Raw genomic sequence first — 20,570 nt, forward strand, 5'->3', positions numbered from 1 at the left:
ACTGGTCGCGCTCGCGCGGCAAGCTCTGGCGCAAGGGCGAAAGCAGCGGCCAGGAGCAGAAACTGATCGAGATGCGCGTCGATTGCGACGGCGATACGCTTCTGCTTTTGGTCGATCAGACCGGCGTCGCTTGCCACACCGGCCGGCGCAACTGCTTTTTCACCGCCATCCGCGGGGGCAAGCCGGTGGAGATCGCCAAGCCTTTGGTCGATCCGAAATCGCTTTACAAGGATTGAACGGGATCACGCCACCGCGCGCGCAGTGGCGGCGAGCGACGCCAGATATTGCTGGCGGCGGCGCATCAGGGCGTCGAGGGCGTCGAACGCGCGATCGTCGAGTTCGATAAATTGCGCGGCGAGCATCTCTTCGTTTCGCCGCAGGGCGCGGGCGCGAATGCCGACGGGCATGAGCGGGCCGCAAACGGGGCCGGCCGCGACGATCGGGAAATCCTCGCCCGCCCGCAGCGCGCCACCATAGGTTTCGAGTTGCAGCCCGCCGAGGCTCCAGTCGACGGCGACATATTCTCGTTTTTCGATCCGAACACGCAGTTCCGGCACCAGCAGGCGCTGCGTGCGTCGCCGCGCCACCGAGGAGGTGTCCGTCCGGGATGCCGCGTCCGGAGCCGCGATCCGGTCCGTTTCCGCCCCGCCGCGGTCGATGATTCCCGAAGTCATTCTGACTTGTCTTGGCCTATGCCGTTTCGCGGCTTTCTGTACATCCTTCGCCCTAAGATTTGGTTAGCGCCGATCTGGTTGTAAGGGTTGTTAGGCTCCCGCTAACCATTGTGGTAGGATATTCGCCAAGTCGATTCGATTACGCCCCCTTGGGAGTTTTCATGGCAGATAATCCAACGAACACGTTAGGCGGCCCGGGCCAGTCCGCTGTTTTCGAGGTGCGGGTGGAGGTGTCCGCGGTTCTCGGCACCGCAATGATGCCGATATCGCAGATCCTGAAACTCGGCCGCGGCGCGGTGGTCGAATTGAACCGCAAGGTGGGCGAGCCGATCGAACTGCGGGCCAACGAGGCGCTCGTCGGTTACGGCGAAATCGTCGTCGTCGACGACAAGCTCGGCGTGACCATGACCGAGGTCATCCGCAAGACCTGACCACTCCCCTTTGCGCGCGTCTTATCCGATCCGCGGCGGCATGACGCCCCAGGCGAGACCTGGTTCGCTTGTGACCTCGGTTAATTCCGCGCGGCGGAGAATATCCGCCACCGCCGTGTGCGATTGCCGGATTTCATAGCGCGGGCTATACCAATCGAACGTATCCAGGAGTGTCCAGGTGAACTGCTGGCGAATGCTCAGGTCGCGGTTGTGGGACGCGCAGATCGGCAACATGATATTCACGAAACGAACGAAGCGGATATGACTGAGCACCCAACTCAAGGGAAAAAACGTCACGGTCAAAGCCCACACGAGGCGATGAAGCGCCGTCAGGCTCAGCTTAGGTGTAAATCGGCGCAGCAGGTATTTGACGGGCTGGAACCGGGTTCGCCAGTCGATTTCGTAAAAATTATACGCCAGACGACCTCCGGCCTTGAGATAACGCGGCAACAGGGACATGGTTGCAGCCGGGTCGGGCGTATGCTGGATCACACCGAAGCAATAGATGGCGTCGAAGGTTTCGGACCAAAACGGTAACCGCAAAAGCGAGGCCTGCGCGAAATAAACCGACGCGGGTACGTTGTCCCGCGCCGCGTCCACCGCGCCGCTGATGTCGACGGCGACGACGCGCGCCCCTAAAGCGGCGGCAACAGCGGCAAAACGACCCGCGCCGCATCCCGCGTCGAGCACGAGCTTTCCCTTGAACCAGGTTTCGGGCAAGCGCGTGTCGGCGAGGAAGCGACGCTCGGACAGCCGGTGACCCGCCAGATGATCGATCTGCACCCGGCCCCAACGGGTCCATTCGTAGGCGAAGTTGTCGCAGTAGTTCTCGGCGTCGGCGACAAACCGCGGTATGCCGCGAACGATTGGAAAAATCCGACGGCATTCGGGACACGACAACCGGCCGGCGATGATGTCGGTGCCTGCCTCCTCGTCGACGGTCAAGTCCAGCGACGGGCGATTCGCGCAATCGGGACAGGCGAGAATATCGACGAAAGCGCGTTCCATGGAATAACGGTCTATCCGGAGCGGAGTCCGGCGGAAACCATAGCCATGGGGCGGTCGAAATGCCAACGCCAATAATCGAATTGTCCGCTCGCGATCAATCGGCTCAAATAGCCGCGCCGATCGGATAGTGTTGAAATCCGTATCGTTTCACTCAAGGCGCCGCATGGTTCAACGCGAATCGACGTCGGCCGAAGACTCTTCCATAGACGGGCGCGATTTGCTGTCCGGCGGGATCTTTCTTACCGCCGGCGCGATTGTTCAGGCCGTGGTCGGGTTGGGCGCACAATTGATCCTGATGCGGCTTCTGCTGCCCGACGAGTTCGGCGAATTCGCGATCGTTCTCGCCGGCGCCAGCCTGGCCCAGGTGTTCTTGTCCCTGCGGCTCGGTGTTCTGATCGTTCGCGCCACCGACGCGGAATTGACCGCCGCCCGGCGGGAGCGTTACCGCGCCGCGTTGGTCTGGGAAACCGCCGCCGCCGCCGCCGTAACGGCGATCTGGCTGGCGGCGTCCGGGCTGCTGACGATTTACGCGGCGGTCTTGGTGACGGCGCTCACCGTCGGCCAATGGACCAACCAAGCCGTCGCGTTTTACGAACGCTCGCTGGCTTATGGCCCGATTGCGGCCGTCGAGTCCGGAAGCCAAGTCGTCGGCCACATCTGCGCCGTGATATTGGTTTTATCCGGTGCCGGGGCGGCATCGCTTTATCTGCGCGAAGCTGTCGCCGCGCTCGTTCGAATGGCGGCTTACGCGCGGATCGGCGCGCTCGAACGGCCTCGCATCCGACTGCCACGTTGGGACGAATTGCGCACCCTTGTGGCCGAGGCCCGTGCGTTGTGGATCGACGGCGTGATGGAAGGCGGATTCGCGCGGATCATCGTTTTGGCGGCGGCGAGCCTCGGCGGCACGCGGGGTGCCGGAATTTTCAGCCAGAGCTTGCGCCTCGCCGTCGTTCCGCATCAATTCGTATCGCCGGTCGTGTTTCGGATGTCGGCCAACGTGTTCAGCCGGATCGGCGACGACGCGCGGCGCCGAACGTTGCTGATCCGCCTGACGCTGGCGACTTTGGCCGCGCTCGCTCTCGTCGCCGGATCGGCGATCGCCTTTGCCGATCCGCTCGTGCCGTTGGTGCTCGGCGAGCATTGGCGGCCCGCGGCCCGAACCATCGCGGCCATGGCCGGCGTGATCGTATTCATGTCCGGCTTCGATCTGCTGCGCGCCTATTGCTTCTCGCAACGGCGCATGAGGGTCCTTTTCGCCGGGCGCGTCGTTCAATACGCGATCTTCCTTGCCGGCGGCATAGCCGCCGTCGGCGCGGACGACCCGATCGCGTTGTTGGCGGCCGGTTTGTCGCTGGCGTACGCCGGTTCCTTCGCGACTCTCGCGGGCGGTTTGGCTTTCATACGTCCGACCAACATCCCGCGCGGGGCAGGCGAATAAGTTTATCTTCCGGGACGAGAACCGCGGTCGCGATTTCGCCTTCCGCGTAGCGAAAAGGTTCCAGGCGGTATCTTTCCGCGCCGGACAGGCGAAAAATCTGCCAACCTTCGCCCAAGGATTCCGTCAACGCGATCGACGGCGATAGTTTCCCGACCCGCTCCGTGAGGGTGGCCGGCGATACTTCGACTACCACGACCGGGCGAAAGCTTGCCAAGCTCGCGCGCATGCCCGCGAGTGCCTTCAGCTCGTATCCTTCCGTGTCGATTTTCACGAGGTCGACCCGCTCCACGACGTCGGCAAAAACCTCGTCCCCGCGGCGAACGGGCAAGGTTTCGCCGGGCCGGTTGGCGTTGACGTTCGGAACGAAACCCCCGGTTCCCCGGTTGGCCGTGATCGGCACGTGAAAGGTCAGCTGAGCGTTCGCATCGCCCAGTCCGTAGGGATGAAGCACAACATTGTCCAAGGCGTTAATCTCGACGTTGCGACGCAAGGCCGAAAAAGCCGTCGGCCACGGCTCGAACGCGTGCAAGCGCGAAACCCGACGCGCCAAGCCGAGGGTGTGCGTTCCCACGTTCGCGCCGACGTCGACGAATACAGCACCGGAGCCGGCGACCGTCGCCACGTCGCGCAGAAAGGCAAGCACGCCCGGTTCGTAAACTCCATAGAAGTACACCATCCAGTCGATATAACCGGACAAGTCGCCTTGATAGCGCAGACTGGCGTAATCGCACTCGAACGGCACCGACGGCATCCGGTCCGGGTCGGCAAACAGCCGTAGCAACCGGTCGCGCACGCCGAACGGGATCCATCGCTGGCGGCTCCATTGCCGCAAGACGCCGATCAAGGTCGGCGGCGGCACGGAACGTTCGGATGCCGCGGTCATGATTTCCGGGCCAGACATTCGCGAAGGATTCCGATCGCCCGGCGGCCATAGTCGTCCCAGTTAAACCCGGCGGCGACCCGCGTCGCGGCGGCGGCGCCGAGCGCGCGGCGCAAATCGGGATCGCCCGCGAGCCGGCAAAGGGCGGCGCCGAGGGCCGACGAATCCCCCGGCGGGACGATCAGCAATTCGCGGCCGTCGCCGCCCGCGTCCGGACCGCCGGTGGCACGGGAAGCGATCACCGGCAGGCCCGAGGCCATCGCCTGCAATATGACCATGCCGAACCCTTCCTCGATCGAGGGCAGACAGAAAATGTCCGCTTCGCGATAGGCTTTCGCCAACACCTCGCGCGACAACACGCCCCGCACCACAACTCGTTCATGAGGCAGCCGCGCCAACACGTCCCGGAACCCGGGCGCCATGGGACCGACCAGATGCAGTGTCCAATCGGACGGCAGGCGGGCAAACGCCTCTAACAGCCACGGCACCCCCTTGCGGACGCCGACCTCGCCCACGAACAACACGCGCTTCTCCCGACGTGTGGCGGAAGGCGGCGCGGGATGGAAGCGCACCAGGTCGACCCCGTAAGGATTGACTGCGATCCGCTCGGCCCCGAAGCCGCGCGCGAGAAAGCTTTCCCGCGCGAACGTGCTGCCAGTCACAATCAGGTCGGCCGCGTCATATTCCACCAGCTCGCGCTCCACCAGGCGAGCGTCAGTTTCCGGCCACGGCAACCCCCAGCGCGCAAACCCACCGCGCAGAATTTCGCTTTGCTGGACGATGTGGGTTGAGCCGCGTTCGAGTACCACGGTCATGCCTCGGCGCTTAGCTTCGCCGATCGCTTCGACGCTAGCGCTGCTCCAAGTGACCAGAGCATCCGCGTCGGGCAAGCGACGGGCGGAAAAACGCCCGAAGGCGCGGGCAATCATGAAATCCGGGGAAGATCCGATTCCCGTCCAGGCATGTGCACGGCGCAGGGCCTCCAACCAGGGCGCGGCGACGACCGGCGTTCCGGGCAGAAGAAAGCGCCGCGCGATAAACGCGGGGTATGTGGTCGCCAATTGGACGAGAAAGCCCGCGCGTTGCAGGCACCCCGCCAGCTCGAAGGCGTGGAACCGGCCGTGGGTGGCGACGGCGATTTTCATGCCCTTCCCTTCAGCACGTCGAGCAGGCGTCGCGACTGAGCCGACCATGTGTACGAAGCAAGCCGCGCGCGGTCGATGGCCGGAGGCGCGGCCGCGATTTCCCGATCGAGACCGGCGGCAAGCTCGTCCGCCCCGTCGCATGAAATCAATCGCCCGCCCAAACTTTGGGCGATCGAGTGCGATTCGGCGCTTTCACCCGGCAGGCAGAAAACCGGACGGTCCATGGCCAGCAGTTCGATCAACTTGTGTTGATAAAGGGCGTTCGGGTTGCGCACGTAAAGAATCACGGCCGAGCCGGCGGCCAACACGCGCAAGTTGTCCAGACTGACGAAGCCTGGAGCCTTCAGCCGCACGCGATCGGCGAATCGCCGCGCGGCGGCGAGAAAGCGCTCGCTCTCGCCGCCCGCGTAAACGATTTCCTCGCCGCCCCGGCACCAGCGCTCGATCCCGTCCATCAAGGTCGCCAGATGCCGTTGGTCGTAAAGAGCGCCGACGATCAGCAAACGGCGCGCTTGTATCGGCGCCAGGGGTGGAACAGGCAAAAACGATTCGTCGATACCCGAATAGACAACCGTCGGCACGTGGGCGAACCAACGCCTGGCGTCGTCGGCGTGTCCCGCCGACAGCGCCGTTGCACCGGCGCAATCGGCAAAGCGCGCGGCCAAGATTTTGCGGAACAGGACCGGAATAAACACCGACCAGGGGTCCTTGACGTCCATGATCCAAGGGCAACCGGCCAAACGAGCAATGCCCTGGCCGATGGCCCAGACATCGGTGTTGCCGAACGACGCCCATACCGCGTCGGGACGGAACGCGCGCGCCAGGACCTCCCAATACGGTCGGCTGGCATCGCGCCAATCGGTGAACAATCCGCCGCGCGTCAGATATTCGGCGGCGATCAGTAATTTGCGTAATGGCGCGACGAGGCGGCCCTCGCGCGCGGCGGCGATCAGCCGACCGGTGGCGGGGGCACATGCGAGCCGAAAGGGTGCGCGCCAATCGTGACGGTCGAGGGCTGCCGGCAACGTCGTCGGCGTTGTGTTCGACGGCTGACCCGGCAAAGTTTCGGTCAGGAGCACGACCTGATGGCCCGCCCCGGCGCACGCTTTGGCGAATTCGCGCTGACGCGTCGCGCACACGTGCGGCGTGTCGGGATGACAATGGTTGACGAATACCAGCTTCATAGGATCGGCGCGAATTTGGCCTGCGCCGCGGCCGGGCGCACGAAGTGCGCAAGCCACGCCTCGGTCGCCAGCAGTTTCCATAACGCCGACGCAAGACTGCTTTCTCCCGCTTCGAAACGCCGCACGGCTTTCCGCCACCAATCCGGTTCCCAGAAAGACGAATGCGCGAAGGACGGATCGTTGATCGCGCCCTTGACCGACTTCAGCAGCCCGCGGCCGAGCCACACGTCCTGGGGCGGAACGAATCCCTGCTTGCGCCAGCGCGCGCGGATCGGTTCGGGCAAGATTCCGTTCATGGCCGCGCGCAGGATCCGTTTCGTTTGTGCGTCGCCCATGAGGGCCTCGGCGGGCAGGCCTTGAACGAACTCAAACAATCGGTGATCGGTGAACGGCAGGCGCACCTCGACCGAGTGAGCCATGGAATTGCGATCGCCGTAGCGAAGCAAGGTGCCCAAAAATCCATCGAGGGAGTCGCGCCGCAACGCCGCGTGCAAGTTTCGGGGCCGTTCGCGGCGCTCCGGCGGCACAAGTTCCGGTTTCAGGCCGAAAGCAACGTCGGTACCACGCCCGGTCAATGCCGCCAGCCCGCGACGGATCGGCGCCGGCAGGCGGAGATGCCACGCCTCCACTTGATCGAGCGCGCCCGGATAGCGCGCGCGAATGGCCGCTTCGTCGGCGCGCCCGGCGTCGGCGAGATAAGCCGCGAAATACTGTTCGTAGCCGCCGAGAATCTCGTCGGCCCCCTGCCCGTCCAGCAAGACCTTGACGCCCTCCTCGCATGCCCGTCGAAAAACGCAGTATTGCGCGTACTGGCTCGCGGAATCGACCGGCAGTTCGTTGGCCCAGGCAAAGCGGCCCATTTCGACGACCAGTTCCGCCGGATCGGGATGCGCGTCATGGCCGAGCGGACGGACCGCGTCGGTAAGAATTTTCATGTAAGCGCCTTCGTCGGCGTCGGTGCCGGGAAAGCGTCCCGAAAAAGTGTGGTAGTGCGCTGCGTCACCCAAATGTTTCCGCACCAGGCAGGCGATCGACCCGGAATCGAGACCGCCCGACAGGCACGATCCCACCGTCACGTCGCTGCGCAGCCGGAGCGTGACGCTGTCGTCGAGCAGCTCGCGGAAGCGATCGGCGGCGGCGGCGAAATCGAGTCCGGCGGCGGTGGGATCAGGCTTTCCGTGCCAATAGCGCTCGATGCGAGGATCGAGAGTGGCGGACAAAGTCATCCAATGGGCCGGCGGCAACTGGGCGATGGCGGGGAACACGGTTTCCTGCCCGCGATCCAAGCCGTCGGCGGGCGAACACAGGAACCGCGCCACCCGTTCCGGCGCGATGTCCGTAGAAATGCCATCCAGCGCGAACAACGCCTTGTATTCCGACGCGAAGGCGAAAAAACCGTTCCCCAAAGCGTATAGAAACGGCTTTTCGCCAAAACGATCACGGGCGCAAAATAGGATCCGGCGTTCGCCGTCCCATAGCGCGAGGGCGAACATACCGTTGAATCGGGCGACGCATTCCGTTCCCCAGGCTTGCCACGCGGCCAGAATCACTTCCACGTCGCCCTGGGTAGCGAAGCGTGCGCCCAGCCCTTCCAACTCGGCGCGCAGTTCCCGGTAGTTGTAGATTTCGCCGTTGTAGGTGAGCGCGAGCTCGCCCGCGCGCGCGATCATCGGCTGGGCGTTGGCGGCGGAAGTGTCGATGATGGCGAGACGCCGGTGCCCGAACGCGACCCGGCCGTCGGCGCTCGCCCAGGTATTCGATCCGTCCGGCCCGCGATGGGCCATCAACGCGATCATCCGTTCCACGGCCGCCCGGTTGGCCGGTCCCCGGGCCGAGACGATTCCGGCTATCCCGCACACGTTCCCAGCATCCCCAATTCGTTCGACATGGCCGACGCCGGTCCGCGGCGCGGGAAAAACGGTGGCGACCCCGGCAGGATTCGAACCTGCGACCCCCAGCTTAGAAGGCTGGTGCTCTATCCAACTGAGCTACGGGGTCGTGCGTCGGCGAGCAAGCGCGCGACCGCCTGTCGAGATCGCATCATCTGACGCGATTGAACGCGAAATTGTCCGCATAACTGCGCGGACGGACAATCCGCTCGTGGGGCTCGTACACCTGATAGGCGAGCCCGTGGCGCTTGGCGAAATCGACGGCTTCCTTGCTGGTGGCGAAGCGGAGGCGCACCTGGGATTCCATGTCGCCCGATCCGGTCCATCCCATCAGCGGATCGACGATCTTGGCCGCACCCGGCTCGAACTCCAAAATCCATTTCCGGGTGTTGGCGCGGCCCGATTGCATGGCCGTCTTGGTTGGGCGGTAGATGCGCGCAACTGTCATGGTGCTGCTCGTGATGGTCCCTCGCTCGAACTGGTCGGGGAGGCGGGATTCGAACCCACGACCCCCAGCGCCCAAGGCTGGTGCGCTACCAGGCTGCGCCACTCCCCGCGCCCGCGAAGGTAAGGCCTTGGTCCGCGCGGCGCAAGAAGGCGGGAGGGTTAACGGGTTCAGCGCCGCGAACCCGGTCCATCGACGAGCGGGTGGACGACCCGGTCGCCCGGACGGATGCCGAGACGCGCGGAGGTGCCGCCCAGGACTTCGAGCACCGCGATCGCCGGCCCGGCCGAAGGAATCGCATCGAGGCTCTTGGGGCGGGTCCGCTCGGCGATGTTGAGTACCCGGCCGCCCGAACCGATGAAGATCATGTCGAGCGGGATTAACGTATTCAGCATCCACATGGAGATGGGGCCCGGGCGCTCGTACACGAACAGCATGCCCGCGTCCTCGGCCAGGAACGGCCGGTGCTGCAGGCCGCGCTCGCGTTGCGGTTCGTCGAGGGCAAGCTCAACGCGGAACCGGTGTTCGCCGCGCGCGGTGACGACGGTCAATTCGGAACGCTCAAAGCGGATTTCGGCGGCCAACGCGTCCGGCGAAAACGCCATCAACGGCACCGTCGCCAACACGAGCGCCGCGATGAGATGGACCAGCTTATTCGGCGGCGGGCGCAAGCGTTACCGATCCGAAGTCTTGGGCGCCGGCCGGGCCGTGGGATTCCACGCCTTGACCGCGACGGTACGTCCAGATTGGGTGCGCATCACCTTCGGCTTCACCACCTGGTCGAGCGCCGGCGCCTCCGCGCCGCGGGCGAACGAGAGCCGCATCGCTTCGAACGTGATTTCGGCCCGGCGCCCTTGCTTGAAGGCACGCTGATAGGCGACCGTATCCTTGGCCATCCGGGTCAACCGGTCCGCGCTGTAATGGCCGAACCGGCGCCAGAGTGCATCGAGAAAGGTTTCAACCTCGAACGGCAGGAACAGTTCGACATCGAGTTTCGGCCGGCCCCGGGAAAACGCGACGTAAACGTTCGGTTCAATCGGCCCGCGCTCGTCGGCGACGAACACCGCCGGCATCAGCTTGCGCCCCTCGAAGGCGACACCGTAATAGGCCTGGGACAGGAACAGCAGCCGCTGCAGCTTTTGCGGCTGCATGCGTTCGGCCGTGCGTTCGGCCATGTCCATGAACCAGAAAGCGATATCGAAGGCGGAATCAACTTCGGTGGTCATGCGCGATCCCGGCGGCCGACGCGCTTCCTTGGGTTCGCACGCGGCCCTGCTGACAACTTCCTAGCAAATACCGGGGCGGGGAGAAAAGGTGCCTATTGGCCGACACGCCGCGCGTCGGTCGCACGTCCAATCCCTTAGGCGACGAGGTCGATCGCGCGGCCGAGGGTTGTTTCGGCGGCCCGCAGCACCTGGGCGTTGGCCTTGTAGGCGATCTCGATCTCGATCAGCTTGACGAATTCGCGGGCGAGTTCCGTATCCCCACCCTCGCCGTCGCCGAAGGCCTGGCCGTCCGGTTCCCGCCGACGGGCGGATACCCCGGCCCCCTCTTCGCCCGCCTGGATCGAAACGGTCAAAACCTCGACCGGCTTAAATCCTTCGCTGTTGAGATTGGCGACGTTGTGCGCGATTTCGGCCGCGCGCGCCGATTGCGCAAAAAGGCCGGAAACGGCGGTCGACAGGACGTTCTGGATAGCCATGGGCGCCTCAAGATCAGCTTACCCGCCCGCGGCCGGCCCGCGTGTGACGGACATCACAGCCCGAAAAAGGCCGGAAATCCGGGTTTAAAGCCGGAAGGACACGGCGCCGCCGATCAGGACCGTTTCGCCGTGGATGATCTTGGCGTTGGCTTCGTAGGTCGCAATGGCGCGGGAAATCACGTCCTGAAAGCGCTTGGCGGAACCCCGAACCGAGTCGCTCGCGCCTTCGACGCCGGCCGCCATGTTTTCGAGAATGCGCGCGAAGGTTTCGCTCGGCGTCTGGATCAGCGACCAGCTTTGCGGGAACGAGCGCTGCTCGCGGCGCGGATCGTAGGCGAACCCGTAATTGTGCCTCGGCTGTTCGTAAGAAAACTCCGCGCCGTTGAGCATGACGCCCGTACCGGCCGCGGCGGGCTCTACGTACGGATTGTATTCGGCGGCGCTGGCCGCGGGCGGAACGTAACGCGACGGCGCGAGCTGCCCGGTATTGGCGATGACCGGAATTTTGGGTGGTTGCGCCATTTGCGTTCAGATCGATCCTTGAAACTCGCGCCCAAACACAATCGCCCTTCCCCGACGGCGGGGAAGGGGAAATATTTGATTTCATTGGAATTTTATTATCAATTCAGAGTGAGTCAACAGGTCCTTAACCAACAATTTGCCTAACGATTCCAAGCGGCTACAAGACGAAAAATTCGCACGAAGAGTTCCCGGGTGCGGGACTCGACGGCCAACGGCGGCGAATCGGAAACCCGGTTACGGTTTCAGGTGCCTGCCGATGAACGCCACCACGGCAGGCCCAATGCCATGCTCGAACAAATCGTTATGGTCGGCCTTGGCGACCCAGAGCGCTTCTTTCGGCTCGCGCGCGGCGGCGAAAATTTCCCGGCCCATGCGGATGGGGACCACGCCGTCGCGCTCCCCGTGCACCACCAACAACGGCGCGCCGATGTTCGCGATCTTGTCGATCGAGGCATAGCGGTCCTTCACCAGCCAATAGGCGGGCAAATAGGGATAATGATGCTGCGCCGCCGCGGCCATCGAACTGAACGGAGCTTCGAGCACCACCGCGCCGACCGGATTTCCGCCGCGTGCCGCTTCGAAAGCCAGTTGCGTCGCTACTCCGGAGCCCAGCGATTCGCCGTACAAAACAATCCGCCCGTTCGCGATCCCTTGGGCGGCGAGAAACGCGAGCGCGGCGCGTCCGTCGGCGTAGAGGCCCGCCTCGTTCGGTCGGCCGGGATTGCCGCCGAAGCCGCGATAGCCGACCAGGACGAGGCCGAACCCGGCGTCGAGAATTCCGCGCGCCTTGAAGCCGCGATGGCCGATGTGACCGGCGTTTCCGTGAAAAAAGACGATCGTCGGTTGACCGGCGGATGCCGGAGCGTGCCAACTGGTCAACGTCAATCCGTCGGCGGTCGCCAGGCGGACGGGACGCATTTCCGGCACGCCGCTTTCGGCGGGCACCGGTACGTCGGACCAGGGATAGTACATCATGGCGCGCTGAATGAGATACAACACGCCGACCAGGACGCCGTAAAAAACAACGGCGCCGAGGACGAATTTCGCGATGTCCAAGCGAATAAGCGTTACCCGAATGCCGCCGCGAGCGGAATCCACTGGCCGTCGGGCGCCCGACACGCGGTGCCCGAGCCGGTGGCCACGTCCATTTCGAAATTGACCGCCGAACGATAATCGCGGCAGAGCTGGTTTTCCTCGCCGCGATGGAACGAACGAACCGGGCGGATGGTGCCGCTCAGCCCGGTTTCCGGGTTGCTCCAATAACGGATTTCACCGTCGTTGGATGTATCAAGCGATTCCGCCAGGGTTTGGCTATACATGGCGCGATCGGAGGGCGCGAAGCGGCGCGCGATCATGTACCCGGCGGCACCGCCGAGAAGCGCTCCGCTGGCCGTGAAAAAAACCTGACCCAAGCCGCCGCCGATTTGATGACCGACGTATCCGCCGAGGGCGCCGCCCAAGGTCGCCCCGGTGACGTCGGCGGCGTTGAAATGTTGCTGGCCGCATCCGCTCGCCGCCAAGGCGGCGAGGACGACGGCGGTACATCCGAACATTCGACAATTCTTTGTCATGACCTGTGTTCTCCTCTTTCTGGGACGCACGAAAACGACATTATCGGGATTGTTGCCGCGATTCGCGCCGTTGAGCGGCCAACGCTTCGCGAACTTGGTCGTTATTGAGCCGTTCGACCTGGCCGCCGGCGGCGCTGCAACGATAGCGCTGATTGGGATCGATCGTCGTCGGGCAGCACAGGTAAGAGGCGGCGACCGGTGTCGCCATCGGACATACGGTAATTTCCTGTCCGATCAGTTGCGGCGATTTTCCGAATTTGGCGCACTCCTCCTCCGCCAGGCGCAAAACCGCGTCGGCGCTGGTGGCGGGGCCGTGATAGCAAACCTGCACGATGCCCGGCACGGGCGCGGGCTTGCCGATGTTGCGCCGGTCGAATTCGGCCGGCTTGTAGACGAAGGGCTCCGGCCGCGCGCACGCGGACGCCAGCGCGACGACGGCGATGGCCAGCCACGCGCGCGTCGCCCACAGCCCAGCTCGATGACCGCGCCTGCCCAGGATACGCATGCGAAAATCTTACACCGGCCCGGAACGGGCGAACAATCGACCCCGGAAGCGCGCGATTCCAGAGGCTTCGGGGAACCGCCTCCCGTTAACCATCATTCGAACCGCGCGTGTTGCCGCCCGCCGCGAAGGCAACGAAAAGATCGCAAATTTCCCGAACGGCCCCCTCGCCCCCGTGCCGGCGCGTGACGTGATGCGCCGCCCGACGCGCTTCGGGCGCGGCGGCGGGTACCGTGAGCGCGAGCCCGACCGCACGCAACAGCGGAACGTCGTTGAGGTCGTCGCCCATGTGGGCGACATCGCCGAGGGACAGGCCGAGCTTGCGGCAGAGATTCCCGACCTCGGCGCGCTTGTCCGTCACCCCGGTCAGCACGTGGCGCACACCCAGCGTCCGCGCACGATGCTGGATGGAGCGGGTCGTGCCCGCCGAAACGAAGGCCACCTCGATCCCGCACGCGAGAACCCGCTTGATTCCGACTCCGTCGTGGACGTTGAACTTCCGCAGGACATTGCCGTCGTCGCCGTAGTAAAGACCGCCATCGGTCAAGACCCCGTCCACGTCCAACGACAGCAAGCGGATTCTTTTCAGGCGTCGCGCGAGCACGGTGGGCGCCAAGATTTGCCCCGTTTGTCGTTTTGACCGTGCGCGCGCCATTCGTCCTCTCCCGACCAGGCCGTTTCCGAAGCGGACATTTGTAATCCTGGCGTCACGGTCGGACAACCGTGATCCGGCCAATCCGGGCTTTCTATAGTTTCGTGTCATGCGCTAGATTGCCGCGCGCGACCCATCGACACACGAAAGGAAATCCCCATGTCTTCCCAACTGGCTCCGGGCACCGTCCACTCGCGTCGCCTGACCGTCGGCCGCGACCGAACCATCGGTTTCATGGGCGAGGAGATGCGGGTCTACGCCACGCCCTCCATGGTCAATGACGTGGAATACACGTGCCGGGATTTTCTGGTGCAACATCTCGCCGATGGGCAGGATTCCGTGGGCGCGCGGGTGGAAATCGACCACCTCGCGCCGACGCTGCTCGGCATGTGGGCCGATATCCGAATCGAGATCGCCGCGGTCGAGAAGCGGCGGGTGACGTTCGCGTTCGAGGTCCGCGACGCGATCGAGGTGGTCGGGCGCGGGTCCCATACCCGATTCATCGTCGACAAGCCGAAAACCGCCGAACGGCTGGCCGCCAAGAAAGCCCAGGCCGCCGCCGTTGCCGGGGCTTTCCCCGGTTGAGGCGCCGGGTGTAGGGTTCGCGGATGCGCCGTATCCACGATATGGGCGGACTGCCGGCGGGACCGATCGATTCCGCCGGGCATGATTACGCGCCTTGGGAAAAGCGGGTTGACGCGATCATGCGCCTGCTCACCCGCTCCGATCGGCAAACGATGACGGTGGATGAACTGCGCCGGGGCATCGAGGACCTGGGGCCCGGAGCCTACGACCGGCTTAACTATTATCAGCGCTGGATCGCCTCCATCGCCAACATTTTGATCGAACGCGGCGTAATCGGCGTCGACGAATTGGGCCGGCGCATGGCCGATGTGGAGGCTCGCTGGCGCGCCGACGGGCGCACGCGGCGGGATATCGAGCCATGACCGATCGTCTGCAACCCGGAACCGCGGTCAGGGTCCGTGCCGCTTTTCCGCCGGGCCACCTGCGCACGCCCTTTTTCCTGCGCGGCAAGAACGGCCGGATCGAATCGCTCGCCGGCGATTTTCCCAACCCCGAGGAACTCGCCTATGGCCGCCCCGGCCTGCCGCGACGGGCGCTCTATCGCGTCGTCTTTCGCCAGTCCGACCTGTGGCCCGGTTACCCGGGCAAGACCGCCGATACCCTCGTCGCCGATATTTTCGAGCACTGGCTGGACCCGGTTCCATGAGTCATACACACGACGACATCGAGGACTCCGGCTACGACGACTATCAATTGATGGCCGAGGCGATTGGCGAGATCCTGATCGACAAGGGCCTGTTCAGCGCCACCGAGCTCCGTCGCACCGTCGAAACGATCGATGCGATCACGCCCGCGCTTGGTGCGCGGGTGGTGGCGCGGGCTTGGATCGACGCCGGGTTCCGCGAGCGGATGCTGGCCGACGTCAACGCCGCCGCCCGGGAACTCGGCATCGACGCGGGGCCGATCCCGATTCGCGCCTTGGCCAATACCCCCGGTGTCCACAACATGATCGTGTGCACGCTCTGCTCCTGTTACCCGCGCCTGCTGATTGGTTTGCCGCCCGATTGGTACAAATCGCGCGCCTATCGCAGCCGCGTGGTCGCCGATCCCCGCGCCGTGCTCGCGGAATTCGGCACCGTCCTGCCCGACGACGTCGCCATCCGCGTCCACGACAGCACCGCCGATCTCCGTTACCTGGTGCTGCCGATGCGGCCGCCGCGCACTGACGGCATGGACGAGGCGGCGCTCGCGACCCTCGTCACCCGCGACAGTATGGTCGGCGTCGCCGTCATCGACCGCTGACGGCCCGTTCAGTAATGCTGGGTCTGCCGCTGCTCGGGAACGATGGTGCCGTTTTCCGCATTGATGATCACGGTGTAAACCTGAAAGGCGCCGTTGTCGTTGCCGCCCGCGTTCATCACCGTCACCGCGAAGGCGGCGAGATCGCCGTACTTGCGCGGCTCGATCTTGATCACCTTGCCGCCCGAAGCCTGTTCGACCTGACGGCGAACCTCGTTGGCGGACATGGCGGCCTCGGCCTCAACCCCCGCCAACCCGATCGTGGCGGCGAGGATCGCAGCCATGCCTTGCCTCGTTGTGCGCATCGTTCGTCTCCTTCCCTGCGGGCTGTGCCGGATATTACACCGAAAACCACGGTATCGGCGCGACGCCGAACATAAGTCTGTGGCCATAAAGAAATCCGATGTAGATCGCGAGCGCGAGGCCGAGGCGTCCCCAGCCGATCTCCGCGAGGCTGAACCGCGCCCGGCCCGAAACGATCGCCGCGAACGGCACCAACGAAGTCCGCGCCGCGAACGTTTCCCAGGCCGATCCGAGAGCAGCCTTCTTGCGGGCCTCGATGTGCGCCATGCCGGCCAACGCCAGTACGATCATGGCCGTGAACACGATCATGCCGCGCGCGTCGCCGCTGGCGAGCAGATGCGCGATTCCCCACAACACGATCCCCCACATCATGGGATGACGGGTGACGGCGAGGATGCCGCCGGGCGGAGCGGCGATCGAGCGTTCCTGGCCGACGGCGGTAGGATTGGGCCCGGTCAGGCCGGCAACGATGAAAACGAACGCGACCAGTATGATTGCCGCCGCAAGCAACCGCAGTCCCATGGGCGGAACCCAAAGGTCGACACGCTCCGCGGCGGCGAACGCGGCAATCATCCAGCCGAACAAGACCAGCGAAACCACCGAATAGAGGCCGAGAAACGGCTTTTCGCCAAGCCGCGCGATCAGGGGCGCGCGCAACGGCGCGGCCGATAGGACTACATGGCTGGCAACGAAGGCCGCCGCGGCCACGGCTAGCCAACCCAGGGTCCCTGTCATCATTTCCCTCCCGAAATTACCGTCGGGATTATACCCTTCTCCTCGCCATGGACGCATCCCCCAACCCGAACGGCAATCCCTTCCCCCTCGACGGCGAGGGTATTTGGTGCGAGGTGCTGCGCCCGCCCGGTGCATTACCACCCCGCCCCGCCCTGTTCCTCGACCGTGACGGCGTGGTGGTGGAGGAAGTGAATTACCTGTCGAAGCCCGAGGATGTCCGGCTGGTTCCGGGCGCGGCGGCAATCGTGGCCGCCGTGAACCGGCGCGATATACCCGTCGTGCTGATCACCAACCAATCGGGTATCGGGCGAGGGCTTTACGGTTGGGACGCCTTCGCCGCCGTGCAGCGAACGATCCTCGATCTTCTCACCCGCGCTGGGGCGCGCGTGGACGCGGTGTACGCCTGCCCGCACTATCCCGATCACCCGGCGCGCAAGCCGAACCCCGGCATGTTGCTGCGCGCCGAAAAGGCCCTGCGGCTCGACATGCGCGCGTCGTGGGCGGTTGGCGACCGCGCCAGCGACTTGGAAGCGGCGCAGCGCGCCGGTTTGGCGGGTGGCGTCCACGTGCTCAGCGGCCACGGCGCGGACCCTGGCGAGCGGACGGCGGCGCTAGCGCTGGCCGCCCCCGGCTTCAAGGTCGCGACCGCCCCCTCGGTCGCCGAGGCGGCGATGTCGATTCCTCTGCTCGCGGGCTGAACCTCAACACGCGAAGGTGGCGGTGACGGTGAGCGTTGTCGCAGGAATCGGTACGTAAGCCGAAATCAAGGTCGTGAAATTGTAGGTCCCGACAACCGTAATGGTGGTGCCGCATGGGGTGACGGTGAAATCGAGATTGGCGTTGCTCGAATCCATCCCGAGCATTTGCGAGCGGGCGTAGGTTTCGATGGTGGCGGCGGTCTGGCTCGCCGATCGAACGGCGCCGTAGCGGGCGGCCTGCTCGGCCGCGAATTCGAGCGTGTTGCGGATCCAGATCATCCGTCCGAACTCGATAATGCCGAATATGACCGCGATATAGACCGGCAGCAGCAGCGCGAATTCGACCGCGACCGAACCGGATACATCGCGTGTCCATCGCGGAAGAGAATTCCGAAGTTTATTCATTTGACCCATAGCGTAGCGTTGCCGGTCAGGGTCATGGCGAGATCAAGGTTAAACCCGCCTGGAAGGTTGGTTAAGTCATAGAGTGGCGTGTAGGGCCGGCTCATGGTGACGGTGGCGATATAGCGCTTGCTGCCGGTGGCGCAGGTTCCCGAGGCACAGTCAACGGTCGAGCCGTCCGAACATTCGCAGGTGATAGTCGCGGTCGAGGTGACGGTACCGCCGATACCGCTGTTGGTAATAGCGAGGTCTGCTGCCGTCTCCATGGTCGTTTGCGCCGCCGCGATTTGCGCCGATGTATTCATGCTCGCGGAAAACGCAGCCTCTACGCCCGTGCGGGCCGCGCTTTTCAGAACGGAGCGGTAATGGACGATCTTACCCAACTCGGTGAGCCCAAGGATCATCAGCAGCAGGATCGGCGCGATCAAGGCGAATTCGACCGCCGCCGCGCCGGAGTCGTTCTTGAGCGATTTTTGGGTGGGTTCGCGCACGCTTCACTCCACCAAGGTCGGCGGGTTCGAGGTCGTGGTCGGCACGCCCCGAGAATCGCAAATGGCCATGTCGTTATCTATCTCGATTTCCGCGTTGCTGTTCATGCTGATCGTGTTGGCGATGATAAGCGCGCATCCCTTCTGGGGACCGCTATGTCGCGATCGTATTTTTGAGTTGCTATCCATCTGGAGTTGGGTATTGGGGAAATAGAGCGACCCTTCCACTTGAATATCTACGTTGCTGTTAAGGGTGTTGGTGGCGGTCGAGGGCGCGTCGGGATCCTGCATGATCGCGATGCCTTCGTAGGTTCCGCTATTTGGAGCGACGATGTTGATCGTCGCGTTGCTGTTGATGTTCAGCTCGGCCCAATCGGCGCCCGACCCGGTCAGGATAAGGGTTACGCCCGCAGTCGCGGTGAGGGTGGTGTTGCTGCTCATCGAAAACGTGCCGCCGTCGATGTAATAGGTTCCGGCGGTCATCGTCACGTTTGAGTTGGAATTCATGTTGAAGCCGCCGCAGTACCGGCCGGGGCCGATCGTGGCGGTGTTATTCGCGCCGAGCGAGTAGTTGGTGGCGGTGCACGCCCCGGAGGCGGCGGGGTTGGCGAGGTTAGCGTAGGGATTGGCCACCGCCGTTTGCCCGGTCGTGGTCGGGGTCGTGCCGAGCGATGCGTTACCATCCAGATCGTAACCGCCGGTGATCCGCGCGAAATCCGCGCTGATTTCGGCATTGCTGGCCATTTGCAAGGCGTTCGCGTTCGCGGCATCCGAGGATGTGGCCGAGGAATTGACGTTGAGCCCGCAGCCCTCGAGTTCCATTTCGGAATTGGAGTTCATACTCACCGCGGGAGCGGCGGTGCCGCTGAGCGCGACCACGCAGCCGAGCGTCTGGGTTCCCGCGTTCGCCACCGCGCGGGCGCTCAGGGTGGTGGCGCTCGAAAGAAAGAGGCTCGCGAACATCAGGTTCTGGCTTTCGGTGACGATGACCTCGACCGCGTTCGGGTAAGTGGCGGCGTTGGTGTAGGCGCCGGACGTCGGCGGTCTGTTGGACGTCACGTTGGCGGCGACGGCGCCGTTGCGCACAGCGAAATCGCTGGCCGCAGTTTGCGCGTCGGCCCAGGTTCCGCCTTGATAAAGCACAAGCGCTCCGGCCATGGCGCCCGCGTCGGCGGCTGCTTGCATGCTGCGCTTGCGATGGAACCATTGTCCCATTTCGACGCCGATGCCGACGAACCCGATCAGCACCGGAAGCACGATCGCGAAAACGATCGCGGAAACACCCCGTTGGTCGCGGGCGAAGCGCGACAGAAAACCGTTCGGATGATTGGAACGTCCTGGTTGCACGCAGCGCCTCCTTCTGGATCAGCGCTTGTAACCTTTTCCGCCTGCGGTTCCGGTCGGCGCCTGTTCGGGCGCCTGGCTCTGGGGTTGCGGTTGGGCGGCCGGCTCTCCTTGGGGCGGCGCTCCCGGCGCTTCCGCGACCGGACCTTGTTGCCCGCCACCGCCTGAGGGCGCCGGCGCGGCGCCCTGCGTCGCGACACGAACGCAACGGTCGGCGCAATTGTAGACGACCTCCGAATAGCCGGACTTGGGCGCCGAGATGACCGAGATATGCCGATCACGCTCACCCGTGACAAGAACCGGGACGGATAGAATTTCGCGATTTTGCGAATCGAGCACGATCAGGTTGGTTTCGCCTGGCGCGCGGCCGAACAACACCAGCATTGAGCGGTTTTCAACGGTGATGTCGAGAACGCGCGGATCGCCGATGATGATGTTTTGCGCGCGCGCGGCGAGACGAAGGATCGTCGCCTTGTTGGCGATCACCTGGATCGGCTCGCCCCCCGCCGAGGCCGCCGACGATTGCGCCAACGCCGGGCCGGCGATCGCGACCGCGCCCGCCACGATCACTATCCCCGCTATCGTCAAAATTCGCGAATCGAAGGATTTTTGCACCGTAATCCGCCTTGCTAGCGGCCCGAGCCGCGTCCATACGCGCCAGTTCGATCATACGGGAAGGGGCTAAAAACAGCAATCTTCCCAAGGTCTTGAGAATGCGGCCAAACTTTCTATT

Annotated in this window: 28 protein-coding genes and 2 tRNA genes; 8 read left to right on the forward strand and 22 right to left on the reverse strand. The window is 64.4% G+C overall.

Annotated elements, in window-relative coordinates; all coding sequences use genetic code 11:
• The coding region (locus tag FJ311_05665) for a phosphoribosyl-AMP cyclohydrolase (GenBank protein ID MBM3950924.1) at positions 1–236 on the forward strand (236 nt) is incomplete at its 5' end.
• A 6-nt stretch (positions 237–242) separates the two neighbouring features.
• Here FJ311_05665 and FJ311_05670 read toward each other — a convergent pair.
• Positions 243–587, reverse strand: a complete 345-nt coding sequence (locus FJ311_05670) for a PilZ domain-containing protein (GenBank protein ID MBM3950925.1) — start codon at positions 585–587, stop codon at positions 243–245.
• 248 nt (positions 588–835) lie between these two features.
• Here FJ311_05670 and FJ311_05675 point away from each other — a divergent pair, with 248 nt between their 5' ends.
• Entirely contained in the window at positions 836–1,105 is a 270-nt protein-coding gene (locus FJ311_05675) for a hypothetical protein (GenBank protein ID MBM3950926.1), read from the forward strand.
• 21 nt (positions 1,106–1,126) lie between these two features.
• On the opposite strand, the gene FJ311_05680 is transcribed toward FJ311_05675, so the two are convergent.
• A complete protein-coding gene (locus FJ311_05680) occupies positions 1,127–2,113 on the reverse strand; it encodes a methyltransferase domain-containing protein (GenBank protein ID MBM3950927.1) in 987 nt (328 codons plus the stop codon).
• A gap of 163 nt (positions 2,114–2,276) precedes the next feature.
• Here FJ311_05680 and FJ311_05685 point away from each other — a divergent pair, with 163 nt between their 5' ends.
• Complete coding sequence (locus FJ311_05685; GenBank protein ID MBM3950928.1) at positions 2,277–3,551, forward strand: hypothetical protein; 1,275 nt, start codon at positions 2,277–2,279, stop codon at positions 3,549–3,551.
• On the opposite strand, the gene FJ311_05690 is transcribed toward FJ311_05685, so the two are convergent.
• The 14 genes from FJ311_05690 to FJ311_05755 all read right to left on the reverse strand — a co-directional run bounded on the left by FJ311_05690 (position 3,511) and on the right by FJ311_05755 (position 14,046).
• The gene (locus FJ311_05690; protein MBM3950929.1) at positions 3,511–4,452 is read right to left on the reverse strand and encodes an FkbM family methyltransferase; all 942 of its coding nucleotides are present in this window, start codon (positions 4,450–4,452) and stop codon (positions 3,511–3,513) included. The genes FJ311_05685 and FJ311_05690 overlap by 41 nt on opposite strands.
• On the reverse strand, positions 4,431–5,717 hold the full coding sequence (locus tag FJ311_05695; protein MBM3950930.1) for a glycosyltransferase family 4 protein: 1,287 nt from the start codon (positions 5,715–5,717) through the stop codon (positions 4,431–4,433). Before FJ311_05695 ends, FJ311_05690 begins: the two co-directional genes overlap by 22 nt.
• Positions 5,718–6,756: 1,039 nt before the next feature.
• Positions 6,757–8,718, reverse strand: coding sequence for an asparagine synthase (glutamine-hydrolyzing) (asnB, locus tag FJ311_05700; GenBank protein MBM3950931.1), 1,962 nt, complete (start codon positions 8,716–8,718; stop codon positions 6,757–6,759).
• Positions 8,682–8,758: transfer RNA gene (locus FJ311_05705), tRNA-Arg, on the reverse strand. The genes asnB and FJ311_05705 overlap by 37 nt, the downstream gene beginning before the upstream one ends.
• A 42-nt stretch (positions 8,759–8,800) precedes the next feature.
• Positions 8,801–9,097 carry an ETC complex I subunit gene (locus tag FJ311_05710; protein MBM3950932.1) on the reverse strand — a complete coding sequence of 99 codons (297 nt, stop codon included), beginning with the start codon at positions 9,095–9,097 and terminating at the stop codon, positions 8,801–8,803.
• A 31-nt stretch (positions 9,098–9,128) separates the two neighbouring features.
• Positions 9,129–9,205, reverse strand: a tRNA-Pro gene (locus FJ311_05715).
• 59 nt (positions 9,206–9,264) lie between these two features.
• Complete coding sequence (locus FJ311_05720; GenBank protein ID MBM3950933.1) at positions 9,265–9,699, reverse strand: DUF192 domain-containing protein; 435 nt, start codon at positions 9,697–9,699, stop codon at positions 9,265–9,267.
• A 69-nt stretch (positions 9,700–9,768) separates the two neighbouring features.
• Complete coding sequence (locus FJ311_05725) at positions 9,769–10,320, reverse strand: hypothetical protein (protein MBM3950934.1); 552 nt, start codon at positions 10,318–10,320, stop codon at positions 9,769–9,771.
• Positions 10,321–10,454: 134 nt separating this feature from the next.
• Positions 10,455–10,796, reverse strand: a complete 342-nt coding sequence (locus tag FJ311_05730; GenBank protein ID MBM3950935.1) for a hypothetical protein — start codon at positions 10,794–10,796, stop codon at positions 10,455–10,457.
• An 84-nt stretch (positions 10,797–10,880) separates the two neighbouring features.
• A complete protein-coding gene (locus FJ311_05735; protein ID MBM3950936.1) occupies positions 10,881–11,318 on the reverse strand; it encodes a hypothetical protein in 438 nt (145 codons plus the stop codon).
• A gap of 234 nt (positions 11,319–11,552) precedes the next feature.
• Positions 11,553–12,293: an alpha/beta hydrolase gene (locus FJ311_05740; protein ID MBM3950937.1), complete on the reverse strand. Its 741-nt coding sequence runs from the start codon at positions 12,291–12,293 to the stop codon at positions 11,553–11,555.
• Between the two features lie 92 nt (positions 12,294–12,385).
• The gene (locus FJ311_05745) at positions 12,386–12,889 is read right to left on the reverse strand and encodes a glycine zipper 2TM domain-containing protein (protein ID MBM3950938.1); all 504 of its coding nucleotides are present in this window, start codon (positions 12,887–12,889) and stop codon (positions 12,386–12,388) included.
• A gap of 40 nt (positions 12,890–12,929) precedes the next feature.
• Positions 12,930–13,394 (reverse strand): hypothetical protein, encoded by a 465-nt coding sequence (locus FJ311_05750; GenBank protein MBM3950939.1) that lies wholly within the window; start codon positions 13,392–13,394, stop codon positions 12,930–12,932.
• A gap of 85 nt (positions 13,395–13,479) precedes the next feature.
• Complete coding sequence (locus FJ311_05755) at positions 13,480–14,046, reverse strand: HAD family hydrolase (GenBank protein MBM3950940.1); 567 nt, start codon at positions 14,044–14,046, stop codon at positions 13,480–13,482.
• 156 nt (positions 14,047–14,202) lie between these two features.
• On the opposite strand from FJ311_05755, the gene FJ311_05760 reads away from it, so the two are divergent.
• The 4 genes from FJ311_05760 to FJ311_05775 are packed head-to-tail and all read left to right on the forward strand — an operon-like array spanning position 14,203 to position 15,870.
• The gene (locus FJ311_05760; protein MBM3950941.1) at positions 14,203–14,628 is read left to right on the forward strand and encodes a LysR family transcriptional regulator; all 426 of its coding nucleotides are present in this window, start codon (positions 14,203–14,205) and stop codon (positions 14,626–14,628) included.
• A 23-nt stretch (positions 14,629–14,651) separates the two neighbouring features.
• On the forward strand, positions 14,652–14,990 hold the full coding sequence (locus FJ311_05765; protein MBM3950942.1) for a nitrile hydratase subunit beta: 339 nt from the start codon (positions 14,652–14,654) through the stop codon (positions 14,988–14,990).
• Positions 14,987–15,274: a nitrile hydratase subunit beta gene (locus tag FJ311_05770; protein ID MBM3950943.1), complete on the forward strand. Its 288-nt coding sequence runs from the start codon at positions 14,987–14,989 to the stop codon at positions 15,272–15,274. The genes FJ311_05765 and FJ311_05770 overlap by 4 nt, the downstream gene beginning before the upstream one ends.
• Positions 15,271–15,870: a nitrile hydratase subunit alpha gene (locus FJ311_05775; GenBank protein ID MBM3950944.1), complete on the forward strand. Its 600-nt coding sequence runs from the start codon at positions 15,271–15,273 to the stop codon at positions 15,868–15,870. Before FJ311_05770 ends, FJ311_05775 begins: the two co-directional genes overlap by 4 nt.
• Before the next feature lie 8 nt (positions 15,871–15,878).
• Here the strand turns inward: FJ311_05775 and FJ311_05780 are convergent, their stop codons facing one another.
• Both FJ311_05780 and FJ311_05785 read right to left on the reverse strand, forming a co-directional pair.
• Positions 15,879–16,151, reverse strand: a complete 273-nt coding sequence (locus FJ311_05780; protein MBM3950945.1) for a hypothetical protein — start codon at positions 16,149–16,151, stop codon at positions 15,879–15,881.
• 55 nt (positions 16,152–16,206) lie between these two features.
• The gene (locus FJ311_05785) at positions 16,207–17,040 is read right to left on the reverse strand and encodes an NnrU protein (protein MBM3950946.1); all 834 of its coding nucleotides are present in this window, start codon (positions 17,038–17,040) and stop codon (positions 16,207–16,209) included.
• On the opposite strand from FJ311_05785, the gene FJ311_05790 reads away from it, so the two are divergent.
• Positions 16,953–17,603, forward strand: a complete 651-nt coding sequence (locus FJ311_05790; protein MBM3950947.1) for an HAD family hydrolase — start codon at positions 16,953–16,955, stop codon at positions 17,601–17,603. The genes FJ311_05785 and FJ311_05790 overlap by 88 nt on opposite strands.
• A 3-nt stretch (positions 17,604–17,606) precedes the next feature.
• Here FJ311_05790 and FJ311_05795 read toward each other — a convergent pair whose 3' ends face one another.
• Genes FJ311_05795 through FJ311_05810 form a run of 4 tightly spaced genes read right to left on the reverse strand, consistent with a single transcriptional unit; the run spans position 17,607 to position 20,458 of the window.
• Positions 17,607–18,017, reverse strand: a complete 411-nt coding sequence (locus FJ311_05795; protein MBM3950948.1) for a pilus assembly protein — start codon at positions 18,015–18,017, stop codon at positions 17,607–17,609.
• Positions 18,005–18,496, reverse strand: a complete 492-nt coding sequence (locus FJ311_05800) for a pilus assembly protein (protein ID MBM3950949.1) — start codon at positions 18,494–18,496, stop codon at positions 18,005–18,007. Before FJ311_05800 ends, FJ311_05795 begins: the two co-directional genes overlap by 13 nt.
• Positions 18,497–18,499: 3 nt before the next feature.
• Positions 18,500–19,840 (reverse strand): pilus assembly protein, encoded by a 1,341-nt coding sequence (locus FJ311_05805; GenBank protein ID MBM3950950.1) that lies wholly within the window; start codon positions 19,838–19,840, stop codon positions 18,500–18,502.
• A gap of 18 nt (positions 19,841–19,858) precedes the next feature.
• Positions 19,859–20,458, reverse strand: a complete 600-nt coding sequence (locus FJ311_05810; GenBank protein MBM3950951.1) for a hypothetical protein — start codon at positions 20,456–20,458, stop codon at positions 19,859–19,861.
• Between the last annotated feature and the right edge of the window lie 112 nt (positions 20,459–20,570).

The sequence above is a fragment of the Rhodospirillales bacterium genome (assembly GCA_016872535.1).
GTDB lineage: Bacteria > Pseudomonadota > Alphaproteobacteria > Rhodospirillales > 2-12-FULL-67-15 > 2-12-FULL-67-15.

Excerpts from the sequence above, each read along its gene's own strand:
- FJ311_05710 (MBM3950932.1), bottom strand. The coding sequence starts at position 9,097 with ATGACAGTTGCGCGCATCTACCGCCCAACCAAGACGGCCATGCAATCG.
- FJ311_05685 (MBM3950928.1), top strand. The coding sequence starts at position 2,277 with ATGGTTCAACGCGAATCGACGTCGGCCGAAGACTCTTCCATAGACGGG.
- FJ311_05695 (MBM3950930.1), bottom strand. The coding sequence starts at position 5,717 with ATGCGACGGGGCGGACGAGCTTGCCGCCGGTCTCGATCGGGAAATCGC.
- FJ311_05790 (MBM3950947.1), top strand. The coding sequence starts at position 16,953 with ATGGACGCATCCCCCAACCCGAACGGCAATCCCTTCCCCCTCGACGGC.
- FJ311_05770 (MBM3950943.1), top strand. The coding sequence starts at position 14,987 with ATGACCGATCGTCTGCAACCCGGAACCGCGGTCAGGGTCCGTGCCGCT.
- FJ311_05795 (MBM3950948.1), bottom strand. The coding sequence starts at position 18,017 with ATGGGTCAAATGAATAAACTTCGGAATTCTCTTCCGCGATGGACACGC.
- FJ311_05745 (MBM3950938.1), bottom strand. The coding sequence starts at position 12,889 with ATGACAAAGAATTGTCGAATGTTCGGATGTACCGCCGTCGTCCTCGCC.
- FJ311_05780 (MBM3950945.1), bottom strand. The coding sequence starts at position 16,151 with ATGGCTGCGATCCTCGCCGCCACGATCGGGTTGGCGGGGGTTGAGGCC.
- FJ311_05785 (MBM3950946.1), bottom strand. The coding sequence starts at position 17,040 with ATGCACCGGGCGGGCGCAGCACCTCGCACCAAATACCCTCGCCGTCGA.
- FJ311_05690 (MBM3950929.1), bottom strand. The coding sequence starts at position 4,452 with ATGTCTGGCCCGGAAATCATGACCGCGGCATCCGAACGTTCCGTGCCG.
- FJ311_05675 (MBM3950926.1), top strand. The coding sequence starts at position 836 with ATGGCAGATAATCCAACGAACACGTTAGGCGGCCCGGGCCAGTCCGCT.
- FJ311_05750 (MBM3950939.1), bottom strand. The coding sequence starts at position 13,394 with ATGCGTATCCTGGGCAGGCGCGGTCATCGAGCTGGGCTGTGGGCGACG.
- FJ311_05760 (MBM3950941.1), top strand. The coding sequence starts at position 14,203 with ATGTCTTCCCAACTGGCTCCGGGCACCGTCCACTCGCGTCGCCTGACC.
- FJ311_05730 (MBM3950935.1), bottom strand. The coding sequence starts at position 10,796 with ATGGCTATCCAGAACGTCCTGTCGACCGCCGTTTCCGGCCTTTTTGCG.
- FJ311_05725 (MBM3950934.1), bottom strand. The coding sequence starts at position 10,320 with ATGACCACCGAAGTTGATTCCGCCTTCGATATCGCTTTCTGGTTCATG.
- FJ311_05735 (MBM3950936.1), bottom strand. The coding sequence starts at position 11,318 with ATGGCGCAACCACCCAAAATTCCGGTCATCGCCAATACCGGGCAGCTC.
- FJ311_05755 (MBM3950940.1), bottom strand. The coding sequence starts at position 14,046 with ATGGCGCGCGCACGGTCAAAACGACAAACGGGGCAAATCTTGGCGCCC.
- FJ311_05775 (MBM3950944.1), top strand. The coding sequence starts at position 15,271 with ATGAGTCATACACACGACGACATCGAGGACTCCGGCTACGACGACTAT.
- FJ311_05740 (MBM3950937.1), bottom strand. The coding sequence starts at position 12,293 with ATGATGTACTATCCCTGGTCCGACGTACCGGTGCCCGCCGAAAGCGGC.
- FJ311_05720 (MBM3950933.1), bottom strand. The coding sequence starts at position 9,699 with ATGGCGTTTTCGCCGGACGCGTTGGCCGCCGAAATCCGCTTTGAGCGT.
- FJ311_05680 (MBM3950927.1), bottom strand. The coding sequence starts at position 2,113 with ATGGAACGCGCTTTCGTCGATATTCTCGCCTGTCCCGATTGCGCGAAT.
- FJ311_05765 (MBM3950942.1), top strand. The coding sequence starts at position 14,652 with ATGCGCCGTATCCACGATATGGGCGGACTGCCGGCGGGACCGATCGAT.